11 protein-coding genes, 2 tRNA genes and 1 rRNA gene are annotated in these 16,478 nt (G+C 33.7%); 13 read left to right on the forward strand and 1 reads right to left on the reverse strand.

All coding sequences use genetic code 11. The features are described from left to right. Nucleotides 1-115 precede the first annotated feature (115 nt). On the forward strand, nucleotides 116-997 hold the full coding sequence (locus tag CLOLE_RS03180) for a LysR family transcriptional regulator (RefSeq protein ID WP_013655624.1): 882 nt from the start codon (nucleotides 116-118) through the stop codon (nucleotides 995-997). 148 nt (nucleotides 998-1,145) lie between these two features. Here the strand turns inward: CLOLE_RS03180 and CLOLE_RS03185 are convergent, their stop codons facing one another. Then, nucleotides 1,146-2,060, reverse strand: a complete 915-nt coding sequence (locus tag CLOLE_RS03185; protein ID WP_013655625.1) for a magnesium transporter CorA family protein — start codon at nucleotides 2,058-2,060, stop codon at nucleotides 1,146-1,148. A 301-nt stretch (nucleotides 2,061-2,361) separates the two neighbouring features. Between CLOLE_RS03185 and rrf the strand changes: the two genes are divergently transcribed. The 12 genes from rrf (at nucleotide 2,362) to CLOLE_RS03240 (ending at nucleotide 16,454) form a co-directional block, all read left to right on the forward strand. After that, nucleotides 2,362-2,479, forward strand: a 5S ribosomal RNA gene (gene rrf, locus CLOLE_RS03190). A 4-nt stretch (nucleotides 2,480-2,483) separates the two neighbouring features. Further along, nucleotides 2,484-2,556 (forward strand) — tRNA-Gly (locus CLOLE_RS03195). Nucleotides 2,557-3,045: 489 nt separating this feature from the next. Then, nucleotides 3,046-3,765 (forward strand): SAM-dependent methyltransferase, encoded by a 720-nt coding sequence (locus CLOLE_RS03200; RefSeq protein ID WP_013655626.1) that lies wholly within the window; start codon nucleotides 3,046-3,048, stop codon nucleotides 3,763-3,765. A 337-nt stretch (nucleotides 3,766-4,102) separates the two neighbouring features. Next, nucleotides 4,103-5,023: a stalk domain-containing protein gene (locus CLOLE_RS21555; protein ID WP_013655627.1), complete on the forward strand. Its 921-nt coding sequence runs from the start codon at nucleotides 4,103-4,105 to the stop codon at nucleotides 5,021-5,023. A gap of 129 nt (nucleotides 5,024-5,152) precedes the next feature. Beyond that, nucleotides 5,153-5,722, forward strand: a complete 570-nt coding sequence (locus CLOLE_RS03210) for a hypothetical protein (protein WP_013655628.1) — start codon at nucleotides 5,153-5,155, stop codon at nucleotides 5,720-5,722. 125 nt (nucleotides 5,723-5,847) lie between these two features. Next, nucleotides 5,848-5,918: transfer RNA gene (locus tag CLOLE_RS03215), tRNA-Gly, on the forward strand. 322 nt (nucleotides 5,919-6,240) lie between these two features. Beyond that, nucleotides 6,241-7,131 carry a carbon-nitrogen hydrolase family protein gene (locus CLOLE_RS03220; RefSeq protein ID WP_013655629.1) on the forward strand — a complete coding sequence of 297 codons (891 nt, stop codon included), beginning with the start codon at nucleotides 6,241-6,243 and terminating at the stop codon, nucleotides 7,129-7,131. Between the two features lie 1,240 nt (nucleotides 7,132-8,371). Then, on the forward strand, nucleotides 8,372-8,518 hold the full coding sequence (locus CLOLE_RS22770) for a hypothetical protein (protein ID WP_013655630.1): 147 nt from the start codon (nucleotides 8,372-8,374) through the stop codon (nucleotides 8,516-8,518). A 49-nt stretch (nucleotides 8,519-8,567) separates the two neighbouring features. Continuing rightward, entirely contained in the window at nucleotides 8,568-9,479 is a 912-nt protein-coding gene (locus tag CLOLE_RS03225; RefSeq protein WP_013655631.1) for a hypothetical protein, read from the forward strand. 1 nt (nucleotide 9,480) lies between these two features. Continuing rightward, nucleotides 9,481-11,247, forward strand: coding sequence for a hypothetical protein (locus CLOLE_RS03230; protein ID WP_013655632.1), 1,767 nt, complete (start codon nucleotides 9,481-9,483; stop codon nucleotides 11,245-11,247). Nucleotides 11,248-11,261: 14 nt separating this feature from the next. Further along, nucleotides 11,262-13,043: a VWA domain-containing protein gene (locus CLOLE_RS03235; protein ID WP_013655633.1), complete on the forward strand. Its 1,782-nt coding sequence runs from the start codon at nucleotides 11,262-11,264 to the stop codon at nucleotides 13,041-13,043. A gap of 24 nt (nucleotides 13,044-13,067) precedes the next feature. Next, a complete protein-coding gene (locus CLOLE_RS03240) occupies nucleotides 13,068-16,454 on the forward strand; it encodes a tubulin-like doman-containing protein (protein ID WP_013655634.1) in 3,387 nt (1,128 codons plus the stop codon). Nucleotides 16,455-16,478 lie beyond the last annotated feature (24 nt).

Genomic DNA, 16,478 nt, shown 5'->3' on the forward strand with positions numbered 1-16,478 from the left:
AATTTTCTTTTTTATTAGCATATGATAAAATCAAACATTAGTAAAATTGATAATATAGATAATATCATTCGATTTTTTTGAACTATAGAAACTTCATTAATAGGAGGTTGGTCTTATGGATTTAAAGCAGCTGAATACCTTTCTGATGATTAGTAAATTGCAAAGCTTTACAAAAGCAGCAGATACACTTAATTATGCTCAGTCTTCTGTAACTACTCAAATTAAGTTGTTAGAAGAAGAGTTAGGTGTAAAGTTATTTGAGAGGATTGGAAAGAATATATCATTGACACATGATGGTAAGAAGCTTATTCCTTATGCACAGCAAATGCTGAAGCTCTCTACAGATATTAAAAATAATATTAGTGAAGATGAGTACCCAAAAGGTGTTTTGACCATTGGCGTAGCAGAATCTTTGTGTGTCATACGCTTGCCAGAGATTATTAAGGAATATAGAAAACTATATCCAGAAGTGGAGATAGCCCTTAAATTTGGAAGTTGTGCAGATTTTAGACGCTATTTAAATGATAATCTAATAGATGTAGCTTTTTCGTTAGGAGCCAAAATTGATGGAGGTGAATTTATTTCTGAGATAGAAAGAGATGAATCGATGCTACTTTTAGCTTATCCAGGTCATCATTTATTAGAAAAAGAAAAGATTCTTCCAGAAGATTTAGAAGGAGAGTCACTTATTTTAACAGAAGTGGGTTGTAGCTACAGAGCAGCCTTTGAACGCATTTTAAAAGATGAGGGGATTAGTCCTCGTATCACTCTAGAATCAGGTAGTGTTCATGCTATTAAACAATTTACTATGAGTGGATTAGGCATATCATTACTCCCTCGAGTAGCAGTTGAAGAAGAGGTAAAAAGTGGTAAGTTAATACCACTAAAATGGCAAGGGGCAGAATTTGAAATAGTTTCACAGGTTTTATATCATAAAAATAAATGGATCTCACCGGCGTTAGATGCGTTTATTAATTTGTGCAAAGAGATGTTATAAGTAAGTTGGTTTTTAATTTTGTGCAGCATTAAGTATGAAATAAACATTAATTAAAAAAGAACATAGTAATAGCTCCTCAGACCAATATGATATGTTTTACTGTGCTTAAAATAGCAAAATATAAAATCTAGGGTTTCAAAACAGAAGACTAAAGAAATTTTTTCTTTTTACAAATCCAAATACTTAAGCAAATAATAGCTAAGCTGATGGCAATAACAAGAGGATAACCATACTTCCATCTTAATTCAGGCATATAAGTAAAATTCATACCATACCAACCCGCAATTAAAGTAAGTGGCAAAAAGATAGTAGTTACTACAGTTAAAATCCTCATGGTATTATTTTGTTTAATATCTATTTGGGATTGATATTCTTCTCTTACCTGAAGGGCATATTCTCTTAGCATTTGTACATTACTTTGAAGACGACTGACTCTCCTTGTAAAAAAGTCAAAAAGTCTTAGGTTATGTTCGTTAAAGAAATCATTTTCATTTTCTCCCAAGACCTCTCCTACCTCTACAAGTTGTGAGTAATAGTAATGAAGTGTTAGAAGTTCTTTTCTAAAATCCATAAGCGTATGATTAAAATGAGTAATTTCTCCATTCAAAATGGTAGATTCCATCTTAGCAATTCTATTTTCAAGTTCCTCTAAATAAAGCAAATCCTTATCAATAAGGAGTTCCAAAAAATTACTAAAGAAAGTCTCCAAGGTAGGCGTATCCCAAGTTCTGGTATGACTCATTTTTTCAAGTAAAGCTTTGACTAAATCGCTATCATCCACAAAGACAATGCCATCCTTGTGAATATAATAGATAAAGCGCTTTTTTTGTTTAGAGTTTTGTTTTGAGGGTATACAAAAGGTTCCTAACATATAATCAGCATAGTTTTCTAATTTGCATAAATGAATATTTGCATAGCTCTTAAAACTTTCTGCATGCACACTAGAAGTAGCACCACTAGTTTGCCACTCCTTTAATGTCACTATTTGTACGGTCTTTACGGTTAAATCCCCTTGTGGCTTATCTTCTAAAGGTACAAGCCGTTCTTTAATCATATAATACATTAACTCACCTGATTTCTCGATTGTTCATTGTTTTTCCACCATAAACGCTTAACTCTTCATTTATACTTCTCACTCTTCAGACTTCCTAATTTTTATTTTATCACTTTCTAGAAAAAAGGATACCTTATAAAATTTAGGCATCTAATACAAAAAATAAAGGTATTCAAAAGTATAACAGGAATTTCATCTGCTGAGTATAGAAAGAATAGCGACTGAGCAAAATAAATCTTAAAAAGTAGTTGACATATGTAATGGGATGGTGTATATTTAAATAGTCGTCAAGAGAAATGACGACGAAATTTCTGGTGATGATGCGCTTAAGGGAAACACCCGTTTCCATTCCGAACACGTAGGTTAAGACTTAAGCGGCTGATGGTACTTGTCGGGAGACTGACTGGGAGAGTAAGTGGTTGCCAGATTTATGCGCGAGTGGCTCAGTTGGTAGAGCATCTCCTTGCCAAGGAGAGGGTCGCGGGTTCGAGTCCCGTCTCGCGCTTATGAAACCCCTTGAATTTCAAGGGATTTTTTTTGTGCAGATACATAATTTATGGCATAGTTAATCAAGACTCATTTCCGCTATTTGCTCGTATGTTAGAAAAAGCAGAAACTCATCTATGAAATTTAATTCTTTCTCCCTTTCTCTTGTACTTTTAACATTTCTTTAAATTCACCACTTTTATACAGATAGAAATAAAACTTGATTTAATAGGGTTAGTATCAAAACATAATACCTTTTATGAAATACAGAAAACAAATGAAAATATTCAGAAGTTTAACTTGAGTTTGGATTAATTAGCTGATATATTTTAAGTATAATAAGGAAAGGATGTGATTGGTATGTTTAAAAAATATAGCATTGTTGTTGAGGTGGCATTAGGATAAAGCCGATGGCATCTTGACCATTTTTTAACCGCCTTAGGTTGTTATTCTTTTGCCTCCTTCAACTATGAAGATCAAAAAATAACAATAATGGGAGGTTCTGCAAATGCGGAATTTTATTTTAAAAGAAAAGTATAATACATTAATTCAAAGTTTAATTGATGATTTTAATAACAGTCATAGCTATAAATATATCATGGGACCAGATGCATTATGTCTTATTGAAATTTTATGTGAAAAAATGAATCTAAAACCTGGCATGCGTGTATTGGACATGGGTTGTGGAGCAGGCTTCACTTCAATTATATTGGCAAAAGAATTTGGTGTTACTGTATTTGCAAATGATTTATGGTCTTGTGCAACTGAGAACTATGAGCGATTTGTAAAAGCTGGAGTAGAAGATAGAGTATTCCCTTTTAGAGCGGAAGCGCATAATCTTCCTTTTGCAAGTAACTTTTTCGATGCAGCTATCAGCATTGATGCTTATCATTACTTTGGTACAGATGAATGCTATTTATGTGATCATTATGCTAAGCTAGTTAAACCAGGTGGACAGTTTGGCCTTGTCAATCCTGGTCTTTCAAAGGAGTTTACTAACGGTCTACCAGAAAAAATGAAGCCTTTCTGGGAACCTAATATGTATGCTTGGCACAGCGCAGGGTGGTGGCAACAGCTCTGGGAAAAGACAGATTTGGTGGATGTTACTTGTGCGCAAGAAATTCCTGATGGCAAATCAATCTGGAGAATGACTGCTGATTATGATCTCCATGATGCGGATATAGAAAATTACCTTACATTAGTACTTATGACAGCAATAAGAAAGTGATGTTATATGGATGATTAAACTAATTAATGAAGCCGTAAATTCGAAAAAAGAATTTACGGCTTTTTGTGTTTATAGAGATGATTACTAGAGAATAAGATTATTAATAATTAGAGATAGTCCGGAAAAGATAAGCATTATAATCACTATCTTCTTTACATGTTTTTCTTTAAACACTTGTGATAAAGCTATACCAATAAAGAGGACTAATAACATAAAAGGTTAATTGTATAAAAATTATTACGAATAGATAACATAAGTACGTTACACCATAAATGTGGGATATAATGATTAGAGTTAGTTCATACTAAAGTGGAAGATATTCTAGGAGAGTGAGAAAATGTATAAGAAAAGATTCTTAAGTGCAGTATTAGCAATGAGTTTATTAGTAACGCAAGCCAGTGTAATGGCTCAGGTAGTAAGTGTTAATGAAGTAGAACAAGCAACTCAGATTGTTATGGATCAAAAAGAAGAAAAGGGCTTATATTTAGTTCAAAAGGGTGAAATAACAGAATTAGATACAACAAAACATGGTACACGTATTTTAGTAGGAGATTATAATAATGGTATCTTTTTTAATCTGCAACCTAAAGTACCTGTATTAGATGCTAATACGTTAAGCTTTAAATCTCAAAAGGATTTAAAAGAAGGGATGGAAGTAACTGTTATATATCCCAAGAATTCACCAATGGCATTAAGTCAACCACCAATGTCTTCATCAGCTGTTTTAGTTATAATCAATTCACCTAAAAATTCGATAGAAGTAGGATACTTTGATGAAAATCTAGTAAATGAAGCGAATACCTTGAAACTTAATATTGGTGAAAATACAGTGATTAAGAATATAAAAGGTGAATGCCGCGTCTTTACTGCTGATGATATTAAAAATAAAAATGCAGCTGTTATTTATGATGTAACTACACGTAGTATTCCAGCGCAAACGACACCACTTTTTGTAATGATTTTAGATGATGAAAAAGTAGCTAGTGAAGAGTTAATAAATGAGAATGGCGAAAGAGAAACGGAAGTAACAGCTGATTATAAAGTGCTACGAGAGATTGCTACTGATTTAGAATATGAAATCAATTGGGATAATGAAAATAAGCAAGTTACTCTCACTAAAGGAGAATTAGAAGTAACCTTTAAAATAGGAGAATCAACGTGTTCTATTAATAATCAAGTAAAAACACTACAGCAAGTAAATAAATTACAAGCAGGTAGTATTTTGGTTTCTGAGGAGACAGCTCATTTATTAAAATGATCTGTATAAAAATATACAATATTTCGCAAATGGTGATACTTTTTGTTTTAAACAGACATTGCCTATGGTAGAATAAATCTGTATATGAAGAAAATATGTTCATGTACAAAATTCTATGGGGGTGAAAAGATGTTTGAGAGAAGTTATTATGGAGGAGTAAGTAACGCAGGTGCTATAGGAGTATGTTTTTTAGTAGCTATTATTGGTGGTATACTTTTATACTTTCTATTTTTAACACCTAAAAACGACAAGAAGTTTACAGGTTTTATGGGATGGTTATATGATTTTTTGGCTTTTAAGAAACTCTTAGTGGAAGCAATATTAAAGGTTATTTATTTAATATCTGCATGTTTTATAACTTTATTAGGAATTGTTTCTTTGTTTGATTCATTTGTATTAGGCATTGCGATCATTGTTTTATGGAATATTATATTAAGAATTTCTTATGAGTTTTTATTAGTACTCATCATTATTTGCAAAAATACAAGTGAGATTAACAAAAAGATTTCAGGGAAAGATACAAGCGAAGCTGATATGTTTGTAAGTCAAGTAGAAATCCCAAAATCAGTAGTGGAGCAGTTTACAGCTAAAACGTCACCAACTACAACAGCAGAACCAGAAGTGTTTTGTAAAAGCTGTGGTCAAAAAATGAAGATAGATTCTACTTTTTGTCCAAACTGTGGGCAAAAGAACGAATAAATAATGTGAGGGCATTCTAGGATGCCTTCTTTTTATTAGTCTAGATTTTTTCAAAAAAAAGTAAAATAATTGCTTGACATATGGTAATAAATTTTGTATCATTTATATAGTGATAAACAACATTTGCGGGTGTAGTTCAATGGTAGAACTTCAGCCTTCCAAGCTGACTACGTGGGTTCGATTCCCATCACCCGCTTACTTAAATAAGAGTTGCGAAATGAAAAGTTTCGTAGCTCTTATTTTTTTGATTCTATTCATAAAAAAAGTAATTTACTTCTTGATATAATTTGTTATTACTTATAAGAAGTGATTATATTATCCCCATAAATAACCACATACTAACAAGGAAATAACAAGTTATACACAGAGTACATGCCTTTTATCCTCAAAATGTGGATAAAATTAATTTGAACTATTAAATAATTAATACTATAATTTTAATTAGCTCAGTTTGTTTGGACATATAAAAATTATTATTAACTAGTTAAAATAATTTATATTTAAAAGAGGTGATAGGTATGAAACAGGTTATATCTGTAGCAGTTGTAAATTTTAATGCTAGATGGGGAGAGAAAAGCATTAACTATGAAAGAATAGTAGGATATATAGAGGCTGCTAGTAGAAGGGGAGTAAATCTTATTGTTTTACCAGAATTATGTTTAACAGGTTATGATGATGAAAACCATGTGGCTAAAGAACAAAAGATGCAAGTTAGGTTAGCGGAAAATAAATATGGAGAAATGGTGAGTGAACTATTAGATTTAGCTAAAGTATATAATATGTATATCGTGCTGGGGATGCCTGAGAGAAATAAGAAGGATGATGCAACTATTCATAACTCGGCATTAGTACTTACACCAGAAAGTATGAGTTACACTTATAGAAAAATACATTTAGCTTTAGATGAACCTAATTGGGCTACGCCAGGGGAAGAGCCACTTCTAGTAGAAACACCTTGGGGACCTATAGGAATTGCTATTTGTTATGATATATATGCATTTCCAGAACTAATTCGTTATTATGCAGCTAAAGGAGCAAGACTGATTGTGAATAGTACTGCATATGCTAAAAGTAGAGGAGCAGCTAAAGGGAGAACGACTTTAGAAAGTACGGTTTTAATGAATGGCGTATACGTAGCAACGGCTAATTTATGTGGCATAGATTTAGTGAATGATTTTTGGGGAGGCAGTAGCATCATTGGGCCTTCTAGAAAGATGCAAGAGGTTTATTATTACGCAGGTAAACCCTTTGATGCACCAGATGCAGGTGAGCAAGAAATGTATATAGCTACTATTGATCTAAGCTTAGCTGAAAGAGGGATCTTTAAAGAGAACTCTAGACTAGGACATTCGGATTTTAGGCCAGAACTTTATGCGAAATGGTATAAAGAGCTTGCAGGAGAAAAGTAGAGATGTACCTCAGTGGTTATAAGGAATGCTACTGGGTGGAAATGCGAGAATAAGGGCTACCTTCCGGAATTCCGCTCCTTATTTTTTGAAGCACTAAGGCTCACTTTTTTGATGAACGTGCGAAAACTCCCGTTGGTCAAACACTCGCACTAAAACCCATCAAAAAAGTTCGCCAAGTGCTTCTAAAAAATACTACGAAGTCATTCCTACAGGCAGCCCTTATCCTTGCATTTCTTACAACTATTATTAACCTTATATGCGTTCAAGCACCTAAACGAGGAGTGCAGAAAATGCATAATAACAATTTGTTTTTTATTAGGGAATCGGTTGCTTGGGTACATATACATAAGTGTAAGAACAAATAAATAACTTCCTACGGCATAATTACCACAGCTTCAACCTGAGGAACTGACCGGGTCAGCCAAGTCTCAATCTATTGTTATAGGTACCTCTGGACTTAAGGAAGATGTTCACTGGTGCGCTGCAAGGAAGGCGCCATTTATAAGTTGTTTTTAATGTTTTTATACCCCGCATTACCCAAAATAAAGTTTTAAATCAGAGTCTTAAGGTCTTAGCTTCCTAGCATAGGGTGCACCGGCCAAGACTTTTAGGAGCTCCTCACTCATTGGTTTAACTTTCATAGCTAGTCTTAGTAGGCACTAAGCAATAACGCATGCGTGCTGAGGAGCCATCTTGCGCCTTGATTAAGGTCTATTTAGCTAGCCGTGAAGGTTTATTTCAAGAGCCTGGAACAAAAATAGCTCTTCAAGTTATAATACTTGAGGAGCTATTTTTATTGCCTCTAACTACTATAAATAAAATTGATTAGCTTTTTTTATTAAAAACAATTCATGAGAGTGGCTTTACGCGTTATTGTTGGTAGAACTGAGAGAGGGTGGCTGTCCTGACGGAGCCAAGCCACGCAGGATAGTCACCTTCTCTCAGCTTTGCCCAAATAGCTAGTAAAGTCCAAGGCAAATTTTAACTAAGATATTTAAATAAGTTAGTTATATATAAATTATTAAGGACCATTCTGTGTTACTTAACCTATGATTAGTATGAAAGAAATACTTCTGGTTAAGTACTTAGGGTAGTCCTTTTTTTAATATTTATTAAGAAATCTTAATCTTTATAAGGGCAAACTAAATATAAAATTAATATTAATGTAAAGGATATTTTATTGTTAAATAATATGCTAGAGCGTATAATAAGCGTATATTATAGGATTCTGAGGTGGAATATGTCTATTATACTAATGGGGATTATTGGAGCTGTCCAATTAGTTTTATTAGGCCATTACTTTTTTTGTGGGCTTAAATATAAAAAGAGAGCCAAAGATAAAAAAGTTGTTGGTGAGGAATTGATAGAGCTAGTAAATGGAAAATAATAAAGGTATGGAAGACTTTTGTAAAAAGAAGAACTAAAGGAGTAAACATATGACAGAAAAATTAGTAGTACAGTTTGACCAGCTACCAGTTTATGATAGTCCGCTTGACTATTTAGCTTATTGCATGGGCTGTAATACCTATCATATGACTGATCAAAAGCCTTGCATTAAATGTGGGAAAGCTGATGTAAGTGTATCTCTTGAATGTATTGCTGAAAAAACAGTTAAAAGACATTTTTTAAATGGCATGGGTATTCTTGTGATGCTTCATGCCCTAATGTTTGTAGTAAGTATGAGCTGGATTGCGATTCTTTTGGGAACAGTTTATACAATAGTTTGTATAGTACTTTACGGGGGAATTTATTTACGTTATAAAGAAGCTTATTGTAAAAAGGAATTAGAAAAGCATGTCAGAGCCAATAGCCAAAGAATCAAATTAGACCTTGAAAAGCAATGGGAAGAGTGTAAAGAACAGATAAATAAAGGAGATTACCTAGGTGCTTATGAAAAACTAAGATATTTAAGCCAATTAGTAGATAATGAAGAAATAAGAGTTTATAAGCTTGTTTGCTTAAATCATTTTCATTTAAGAAAAGACTTACCATTAGAACTTAAAACCGTACTTTTGCCAGATTGTAATATGCTTCTTATTAGATATATTTATGAAGTAGCAAAATTAAAAAAAGAGCTTATTGATGAAGCGACCATTAATTACATACTACGTTATAGACAGCAAGTTTTAACGGAAGAAAAGGGCGAAGAAATAGTGGCTAGTGTACTTGGGGGAGCACTTCGCTCTAAGTTTTTATTAAATAAATATGCTTTAGCATTAAAAGAGTATTTACCTTACCTACCAAAAGAAAGATTATTAAGATTAAGAAAGATTCAAGATGGGATCTCTGATGAGGCCCTTAGAGAAGAAATCATTAGTCAGATAGCGACATTGGTGGGGGAGGAATGAGATGAATAAAAGAAATAGATATAAAAGAGGAAAGCTAGTTCAAGGGTTTATTCTCCTATTATTTGCAGTAATATTAGTGGTAGTCGTTTTTAAAGCAAGGCATATCATAGGGAAAATGGGCTTTGTAAATGATGGGATAGAGCATTATAAAAGGCAGCAGTGGATAGAAGCTGAAGAAAGTTTGCAGCGCGCAAAAGGTTATAGATGGTTTCATTACAAGGAAGAAGAAGCTACTAGTACACTTACAGCATTAAGCTGGATTACGGAGTATAAAGATTACATAGCTGATTTATATGGAAAAGTAACAGAAAGTAGTGAGGGCAAAGATTTAGAGGCCTTTGAGGATTATGTTAGTGAATATGAAGTATCGGGATTCTTAAATCTAACAGATTCACAAAGACAGTATCTTTTAGAAAAATATCCGATTGATCAAGCTATTTTCACTGGATGGACACATTTTAAAGCTAGTATTGTAAATGAGTTAGAAAATCCTATGCAAGGCAAGTATAATTGGGCCAAGGAAAAAATATTTTTAGTACCAGCCCAGTATTTTTCACAAGATAAGGAAAGTGCCATCTTAGCGCTCTTTAAAAAGTGTGATCAGGAACTTTATGACAGATATGCAGTGGCTACAGGTATTCAAGCTTTTAGAGATTTAATAGACAAATTAAGTGACATTTATGTGACTAATAGAGCGTATGATTTTGAGACAGAGTGGTTAACACCTCAAGTTAAAAGATTCATGTATGAGGCATTAATACAAAAATCAAAAGAAGAGACTAAGACTTTTGAACAGTACATAAGTGCTTATAGAAGTGGAGTAGACCGAGCCTATAAGGATGAGGCTATAGAGAAGATTGTAGAAGATTTTATGGTGGAAAAAGAGAAGGAGATAGAAAAACTTTTAAAAGCCAAGGAATATGATACACTCATCACACTTTATAAGGAATTGAAATATTTTAAAGATTATACAAAGGAAATAGAAGTGGCCGAGAAGATGCAAAAGTATGAGCATCCGGAAATGCTGCTTCAGCAGCCTATAGAGCAGTATGACTTTATTCAAACGGGAACAAATAGTTTTGATGTGAATCAGTATCTTATAGCTATGAACAAGAATACTAATAAGTTAGAATTAATCCTTTTCATAGGTGAATATCAAGATTATGAAGTTAATACCCATGAGTTTAACTTAAATGATTTAGGTATTACTCCAGATGAGGTAAAGCAGATTGATGTAGGGGATTATTTAGTTGGACTCAGAGTAGCAGGAACCAATAAAGCGATTAGATTGCCAATATTACGTTTTACCAATAATAGATTAGAATATCTAACAGAATTTGAAGGCGATCAGATAGAGTTAATAGATGACCTTAAACATTTGAAAATAACAAATCCAAGTAATGAGGCGATTCCTTATACCTATGATTATATATTAGGAGAAGAGGGCTATGAGAAACAAGATATAGCAGCCACACCTATTAATTTATCAGATACTAATTTAGCAAATTATGAGGGCAAACTAGTTAAGTTTAGTTGTTATGTGTCAGAGGATTCAAATGATGGTATAGTAAATGCATACTATTATGTAGGTAATACTTTCTATTCTGATTCAATGGCTTATATTTATAGAGAAGATGGTGTGGCCATTAACAAAGGGTCTTATACGGTTATTGGTGAAATTGTAAGTATGGAGCCATTCTATAATACTGATCTTCAGCTAGAGGTATTAAGGCCTAAAATTAGAGTATTAGAAATGCAAAAAGAGTAAGAGGAGGCGGGCAAGTGAGAAAATATATCAATAGAATTTTTATAATAGGGTTTGCCATTATGCTCCTTCTATTTCCAAGCATGTTAATGGCAGCTACTAGTGATGCACAGTTAGATGCTATTCTAGTGATAGATGCTAGTGGGTCTATGAAGGAAACAGACCCTAATAAATTAGGATTAGAGGGTGTTAAGCTCTTTGTAGATATGTTGGGGCTTACTGATAATCAGGTGGGTGTAGTAACCTATGGTTCTGATGTGTCTCAGACCTACCCTATGAGTTTGGTTAAGAACCAAAGCGACAAGGAAAATATCAAAAACTTCGTAGATGGTATCACCAGAGATTTAGAGTATACAGATATTACATCAGGTCTAAAGGAAGCAGTGAAGATGCTAAATCAAAGGAATGCTTCTGGAAATAGTCCCTTGATTGTTGTTTTTACAGATGGTAATAATGCAATTGGTGGAGTGGCTAACCGCACCCCAGCAGATATTGATAAAGACTTAGCTGCTATTATAAGCCAGGCTCAGTCAGAAGGTTATCCGATTTATACAATTGGTTTAAATGACAATGGTAAATTGAATGAAGCTTACTTAGAAAAAATTTCAGTAGATACAAAGGCAAAGGCATTTGCAACTAAAGACCCAGCAGAACTACCAGATATCCTAACTGAAATTTTTGCGGCACATTCTAATTTAAAAGTACAATCTTTAGGACCTATTACGGGAACAGGTAATTTTGAAGAAGTGGTTGTTAATATTCCCAATGGCAATGTATTAGAAGCTAATTTATCAGCAACTTCAAAAAGTCCCGTGGAATTTAAGTTAGTAGACCCCAATGGCAATGAGCAAACAATTCCATCACAAAATATCACTTTACATACTTCTAATAGCTATAGTCTTTTAAAACTAGCAAGGCCTATGCAGGGAGATTGGAAACTGTATGTCAAAGGGATTGCGGGTGATCAAATTAATATTGACTTAGTATACAACTACGATATAGAAGTAACGATGAAGCCCTTAAGTCAAAGTAACTATGGGGTAGGTGATCAGCTGATTGTGGAAGCTTATCTCAGTTTACAGGGGAATGCTGTAAATGATCCTAATTTATATAATAGTGCTAAAGGCTACTTGGTTTTAACAGAGAATCAAACAGGCATAGAAACTAGAATTAATATGCAACTGCAAGGACAAAACTTTGCAGGTGAATATACTTTAAAAGATAAGGGCGATTATACAGTTAAGGTGATTGTAGAAGATACAAGCTACGTAAGAGAAAGTACTGAAACCCAGATTCAAGTAGGTGCAGTAGCTACAACTAGTCCAGCAGCAACACCCAATCTAAATAACACGGAAGATACAAAAGAAGAAAGTAATCCACTATGGCTTTATATAGGTCTTGGTATTTTAGGCGTGGTTTTACTAATTGTCATTATTCTTGCTTTAAAAGCTTATAAAGTGGCGAAAACACCTTTAGTTGGTCAAGTCGTGCTAGAACTCAAGGATAATACCACAGGAAAGCTTACACCACCACAGTACAAAAAGCTAAGTTTATTCCAAGGTAAAGTAAGTTTACATGCTTTATTACAATTTGCACCAGAGTTTAAAGAAACAGAGAAAGTTATTTTAAAGGCAGCACCAGGTGATAAGGTGATTTTGTATAATAACTCAGCTTATGCTATTGAAAAAAGTGGTAGAGTGGTGAAAGCAAATGAAGGGCTTGAACTTAAAAAGGGTGACAGATTAAGTATTAATATTGCAGACAGTGGCGAAACGGTACAAATAGAGTATTTATTATAATAGAAGGGCAAAGGGAGGAAGAAAATGAAACCAATTATTAGAGATCATATCGAACAGTTAGACATCCAAAAGGGTGGAGGTATTGTAAGTAAGAAGATTAGGGTAGATACGATTGACAATCCTATGCTTGTTATTGGTTTAGGCGGTACAGGTATCGATGCTTTGCTAAGACTTAAATATCAAATTAACAGACGTTTTAACCTGCCAGTAGATCCGCTTACTAAGAAGAGAAAAGATAAGCCAGAAAATGTAGATTTCTTAGCTTTTGAAACCAATGAACAAGATAAAAATAAAAAGTATAAGGGGATTGGGCTAGATCCACTTAATGAACTTGTACTTCTCTCAGAAGCAGGGATAGGTTCTATGCTTCAAAATAGAAGTAGATTACATCCAAGTGTGTCATCTTGGCTTTCATCTGAGCTTCATATTGCAGATGGTATTAATGGAGCTTCTGGGGTAAGGCAAGGTGGTAGATTATTACTTTTCACTAAGATTAATCAAGTTGTAGACGCCATTCAAAAGAAGATTAAAGAGCTACAAAAAGGAACGGATAAAAAGATCTATATCTTTTTATTAACAGGTTTATCAGGTGGAACAGGTAGTGGTTGTTTCTTAGATATTGCTTATATCACTAGAGCAATATTAGATATTGAAGCAGGTGGTAGTGGTATTGATCGTTCTGACATTATGGGGTATTTATTTACACCAGATGTGAACCTTGCTAATCCATCTCTTAGTATACATACTCAGGAATATATTAAAAAGAATGGTTATGCAGCTCTTAAGGAGCTAGATTATTGGATGAACATTGAAGAACGTGGGGAACACTTTATCCAAGACTATGGCACAAGATTAAGTGTTAACTGTCAGGTAGCACCTTTTGATCTTTGCCACCTTATTTCTGCTACAGATACAGAGGGTAAGACCATTCACAATGCTTATGATTACTGCATGAATGTAACAGCAGAGAACATCACTAACTTTATGGCTAGTGAAGATAAACAGTCAGGAGAAGAATTTGCTATCCATGACTATATTAGCAATATTGAAACGAATATTAAGCAAATGCGTGAAGCCGTACTACCAGCTAACTATAAATACAATATCATAGGGGCATCAGCTTCCATTTTACCAATTGAAGAAATGACAACTTATATGGCCTTTAAAGTGTTTAAACGTATTGAAGGTATGTTTGATGCTGTGCCTACAGAAGAAGAGGTTATGGCACTTGCCAGACGTTTAGGGTTAGACATCGATAGTGTGAGTAAACGTTTTGAAGATAGCGTGCCAGAACCACTGCCGGGCTTTGAAACAAGGGAGGCATATGCATATAACAACGTTGTAAAAACACAAGCTATTAATATGGATGCAGAGTTAGAAAAGAACTACCTCTTGAAAGCAAGAGAAGAATATAACAAAGCAGCTAATCAGCTTCCTAATGAGTTAAAGGAAACTATTTCCGGGGAAATAAGACGTCTTTTCACAAGTCCAGAGCATGGCCCAGTGTATGCTTCAAATATGATTGTGAATAGAGAAGGTTTCTCTTTAGTTAAAACCATCGAGGCTTATATTGTTTCACTTAAAGAACAGCTTGCTAACTTGCCTAAGCAAATACAATATCAAGTAGATACTTGTATTGAAAAAATGCAAGAAGCCAAATCAGCGTTTATCTCTAAAGAAAAGAAAAAGAATGAATACATTAGCAGTAAAATTTCAGAATATATTTTAAGAGCAGATACAGAAAAATATACAAAGATGATTGCGGCTTATGAAGATTTAAGATTACTTCTTATTGATCAAAATAATAAAATGTATGCTGTATTTAAGGAAATCTTAGGTACCCTTAGAAATATCTTTGAAAAGGATGGAGAAATCCTTGTAAATGCAGATGAGTCTGTAGATGAAAGAGGAAATGTAACTTATCATTGGAACGTAGTAAGTGTAAGAGATATTTCAAAACATATTGATAAAGTGATTGATGGGTATGACCCACAACTTTTAGTTTCTGAGTTTACAAGTATGCTTTTAGAAGAAGCAGATAGCTGGATTAATGAAGCAGAGATTGATATTATCACAAGTATTTCTGACTTTATTACAGATAAATTCTCAGATCTTATTTCTAAAACCATGGAAGAATTCTTAGTCATGAAATATGGAGAGGAACAATCTTTAACAGATTTAGTAGAAAAACAAATTGCTTCCAAATTAGCAAGAGATGCAGTGCCATTATTCTACTTAACGAATAGTTCAGAATTTAATTTCCCTTACTATGCTATGGTTTCTGTACCAACCAATACACCAAGCATTTATAAGGGACTTAAGAACTTCCAAGAAAAGTATCCTAATTCAGCAGCTAAGTTCTCACTTAGACAAAGCAAGCTTACCAATCGTATTTTCTGGGTAACTACTAGAAATGGTATACCTCTTTATGCATATGGCCCACTTAAGAGCTATGAAAAACTCTATGAGGAAACCATTGCTACTAAAGAAGGTGTAGGCCGCCATTTGGTCATGACAGAGAAGGAAAACTGGATGAATCTACCTTCTCCTATTCCGGTAGAAGCTTGGGGAGATACTTATAAAAATAATCGTATTGAGGATAAAGCAGGTACTTTAAAAACACGTTTTGCAGCAGCTCTTAAATATCATGTGGTAACTAAAAAAGAAGAAACCGGTCTTGCTAATCAATATGTTTTAAACTGCGTAACTGATTTTGATTTAGAAAAGCAAGCAGAAGCTTATGGTATAGACTTTGAAAAACCAAACTTTACAAGTATCAAAAAAGCTTTAACAGACTTTGAAGAGCAAGTAAAAGAAGGCTTAAAAGGTAATAAGGTAGAATATCCTATTATGAATAGCTATTCAGAAGAAATGGCATTTTCAGGTATTCTTCGTTATCCAAAACAACAGGAACTTTTAAAAGCAGAGCTTAAAAAGTATGAAGCAGTAGAAGCTTATATCGAAAAACTAAAGGATGCTATTGCCTTAGCTGAAGAAGAAGCTAAAGCAACAGAGAACTTTGTAAAAGCGATTTATACTAAGACTATTTATAAAAAAGGAGCACTTTATATTTATGATAAAGATGCAGAAGAAGAGCTTTGGGACCCACTTCTAAATGTAATGGATGTTAATAAATATCCTGAGTATGAACTTTTTAAACGCTTTACAGCTATGGAAGGCAAACAAAAGGAAGTAATGCTTAGAAAAGCAGAAAGACGTGTAAAAGCTTTAACTCAAAGCGAAGATATTAGTGAACTTATGGCAAGCTTAGAACAGATTCTTGAAGTTTATGGAGAAAGAAGAGAAGAAATAGAAGATGAAGTTCATGAGATTGTAGACGGCAGGGAGATTTATGATTTCTACCGTGATATACTAAGTTATACAAAAGAACTGAAAAAGAAATTAAGTTAGTTTAATAAAAATCAAAAAGGGGGG

Origin of the sequence: Cellulosilyticum lentocellum DSM 5427 (genome assembly GCF_000178835.2) — a bacterium.
In the GTDB taxonomy this organism is placed as follows: Bacteria; Bacillota; Clostridia; order Lachnospirales; family Cellulosilyticaceae; genus Cellulosilyticum; species Cellulosilyticum lentocellum.

Coding starts and splice junctions, on each gene's coding strand:
- CLOLE_RS03210 (WP_013655628.1), top strand. CDS start 5,153: ATGTTTGAGAGAAGTTATTATGGAGGAGTAAGTAACGCAGGTGCTATA.
- CLOLE_RS03225 (WP_013655631.1), top strand. CDS start 8,568: ATGACAGAAAAATTAGTAGTACAGTTTGACCAGCTACCAGTTTATGAT.
- CLOLE_RS22770 (WP_013655630.1), top strand. CDS start 8,372: ATGTCTATTATACTAATGGGGATTATTGGAGCTGTCCAATTAGTTTTA.
- CLOLE_RS03220 (WP_013655629.1), top strand. CDS start 6,241: ATGAAACAGGTTATATCTGTAGCAGTTGTAAATTTTAATGCTAGATGG.
- CLOLE_RS03200 (WP_013655626.1), top strand. CDS start 3,046: ATGCGGAATTTTATTTTAAAAGAAAAGTATAATACATTAATTCAAAGT.
- CLOLE_RS21555 (WP_013655627.1), top strand. CDS start 4,103: ATGTATAAGAAAAGATTCTTAAGTGCAGTATTAGCAATGAGTTTATTA.
- CLOLE_RS03240 (WP_013655634.1), top strand. CDS start 13,068: ATGAAACCAATTATTAGAGATCATATCGAACAGTTAGACATCCAAAAG.
- CLOLE_RS03180 (WP_013655624.1), top strand. CDS start 116: ATGGATTTAAAGCAGCTGAATACCTTTCTGATGATTAGTAAATTGCAA.
- CLOLE_RS03185 (WP_013655625.1), bottom strand. CDS start 2,060: ATGTATTATATGATTAAAGAACGGCTTGTACCTTTAGAAGATAAGCCA.
- CLOLE_RS03230 (WP_013655632.1), top strand. CDS start 9,481: ATGAATAAAAGAAATAGATATAAAAGAGGAAAGCTAGTTCAAGGGTTT.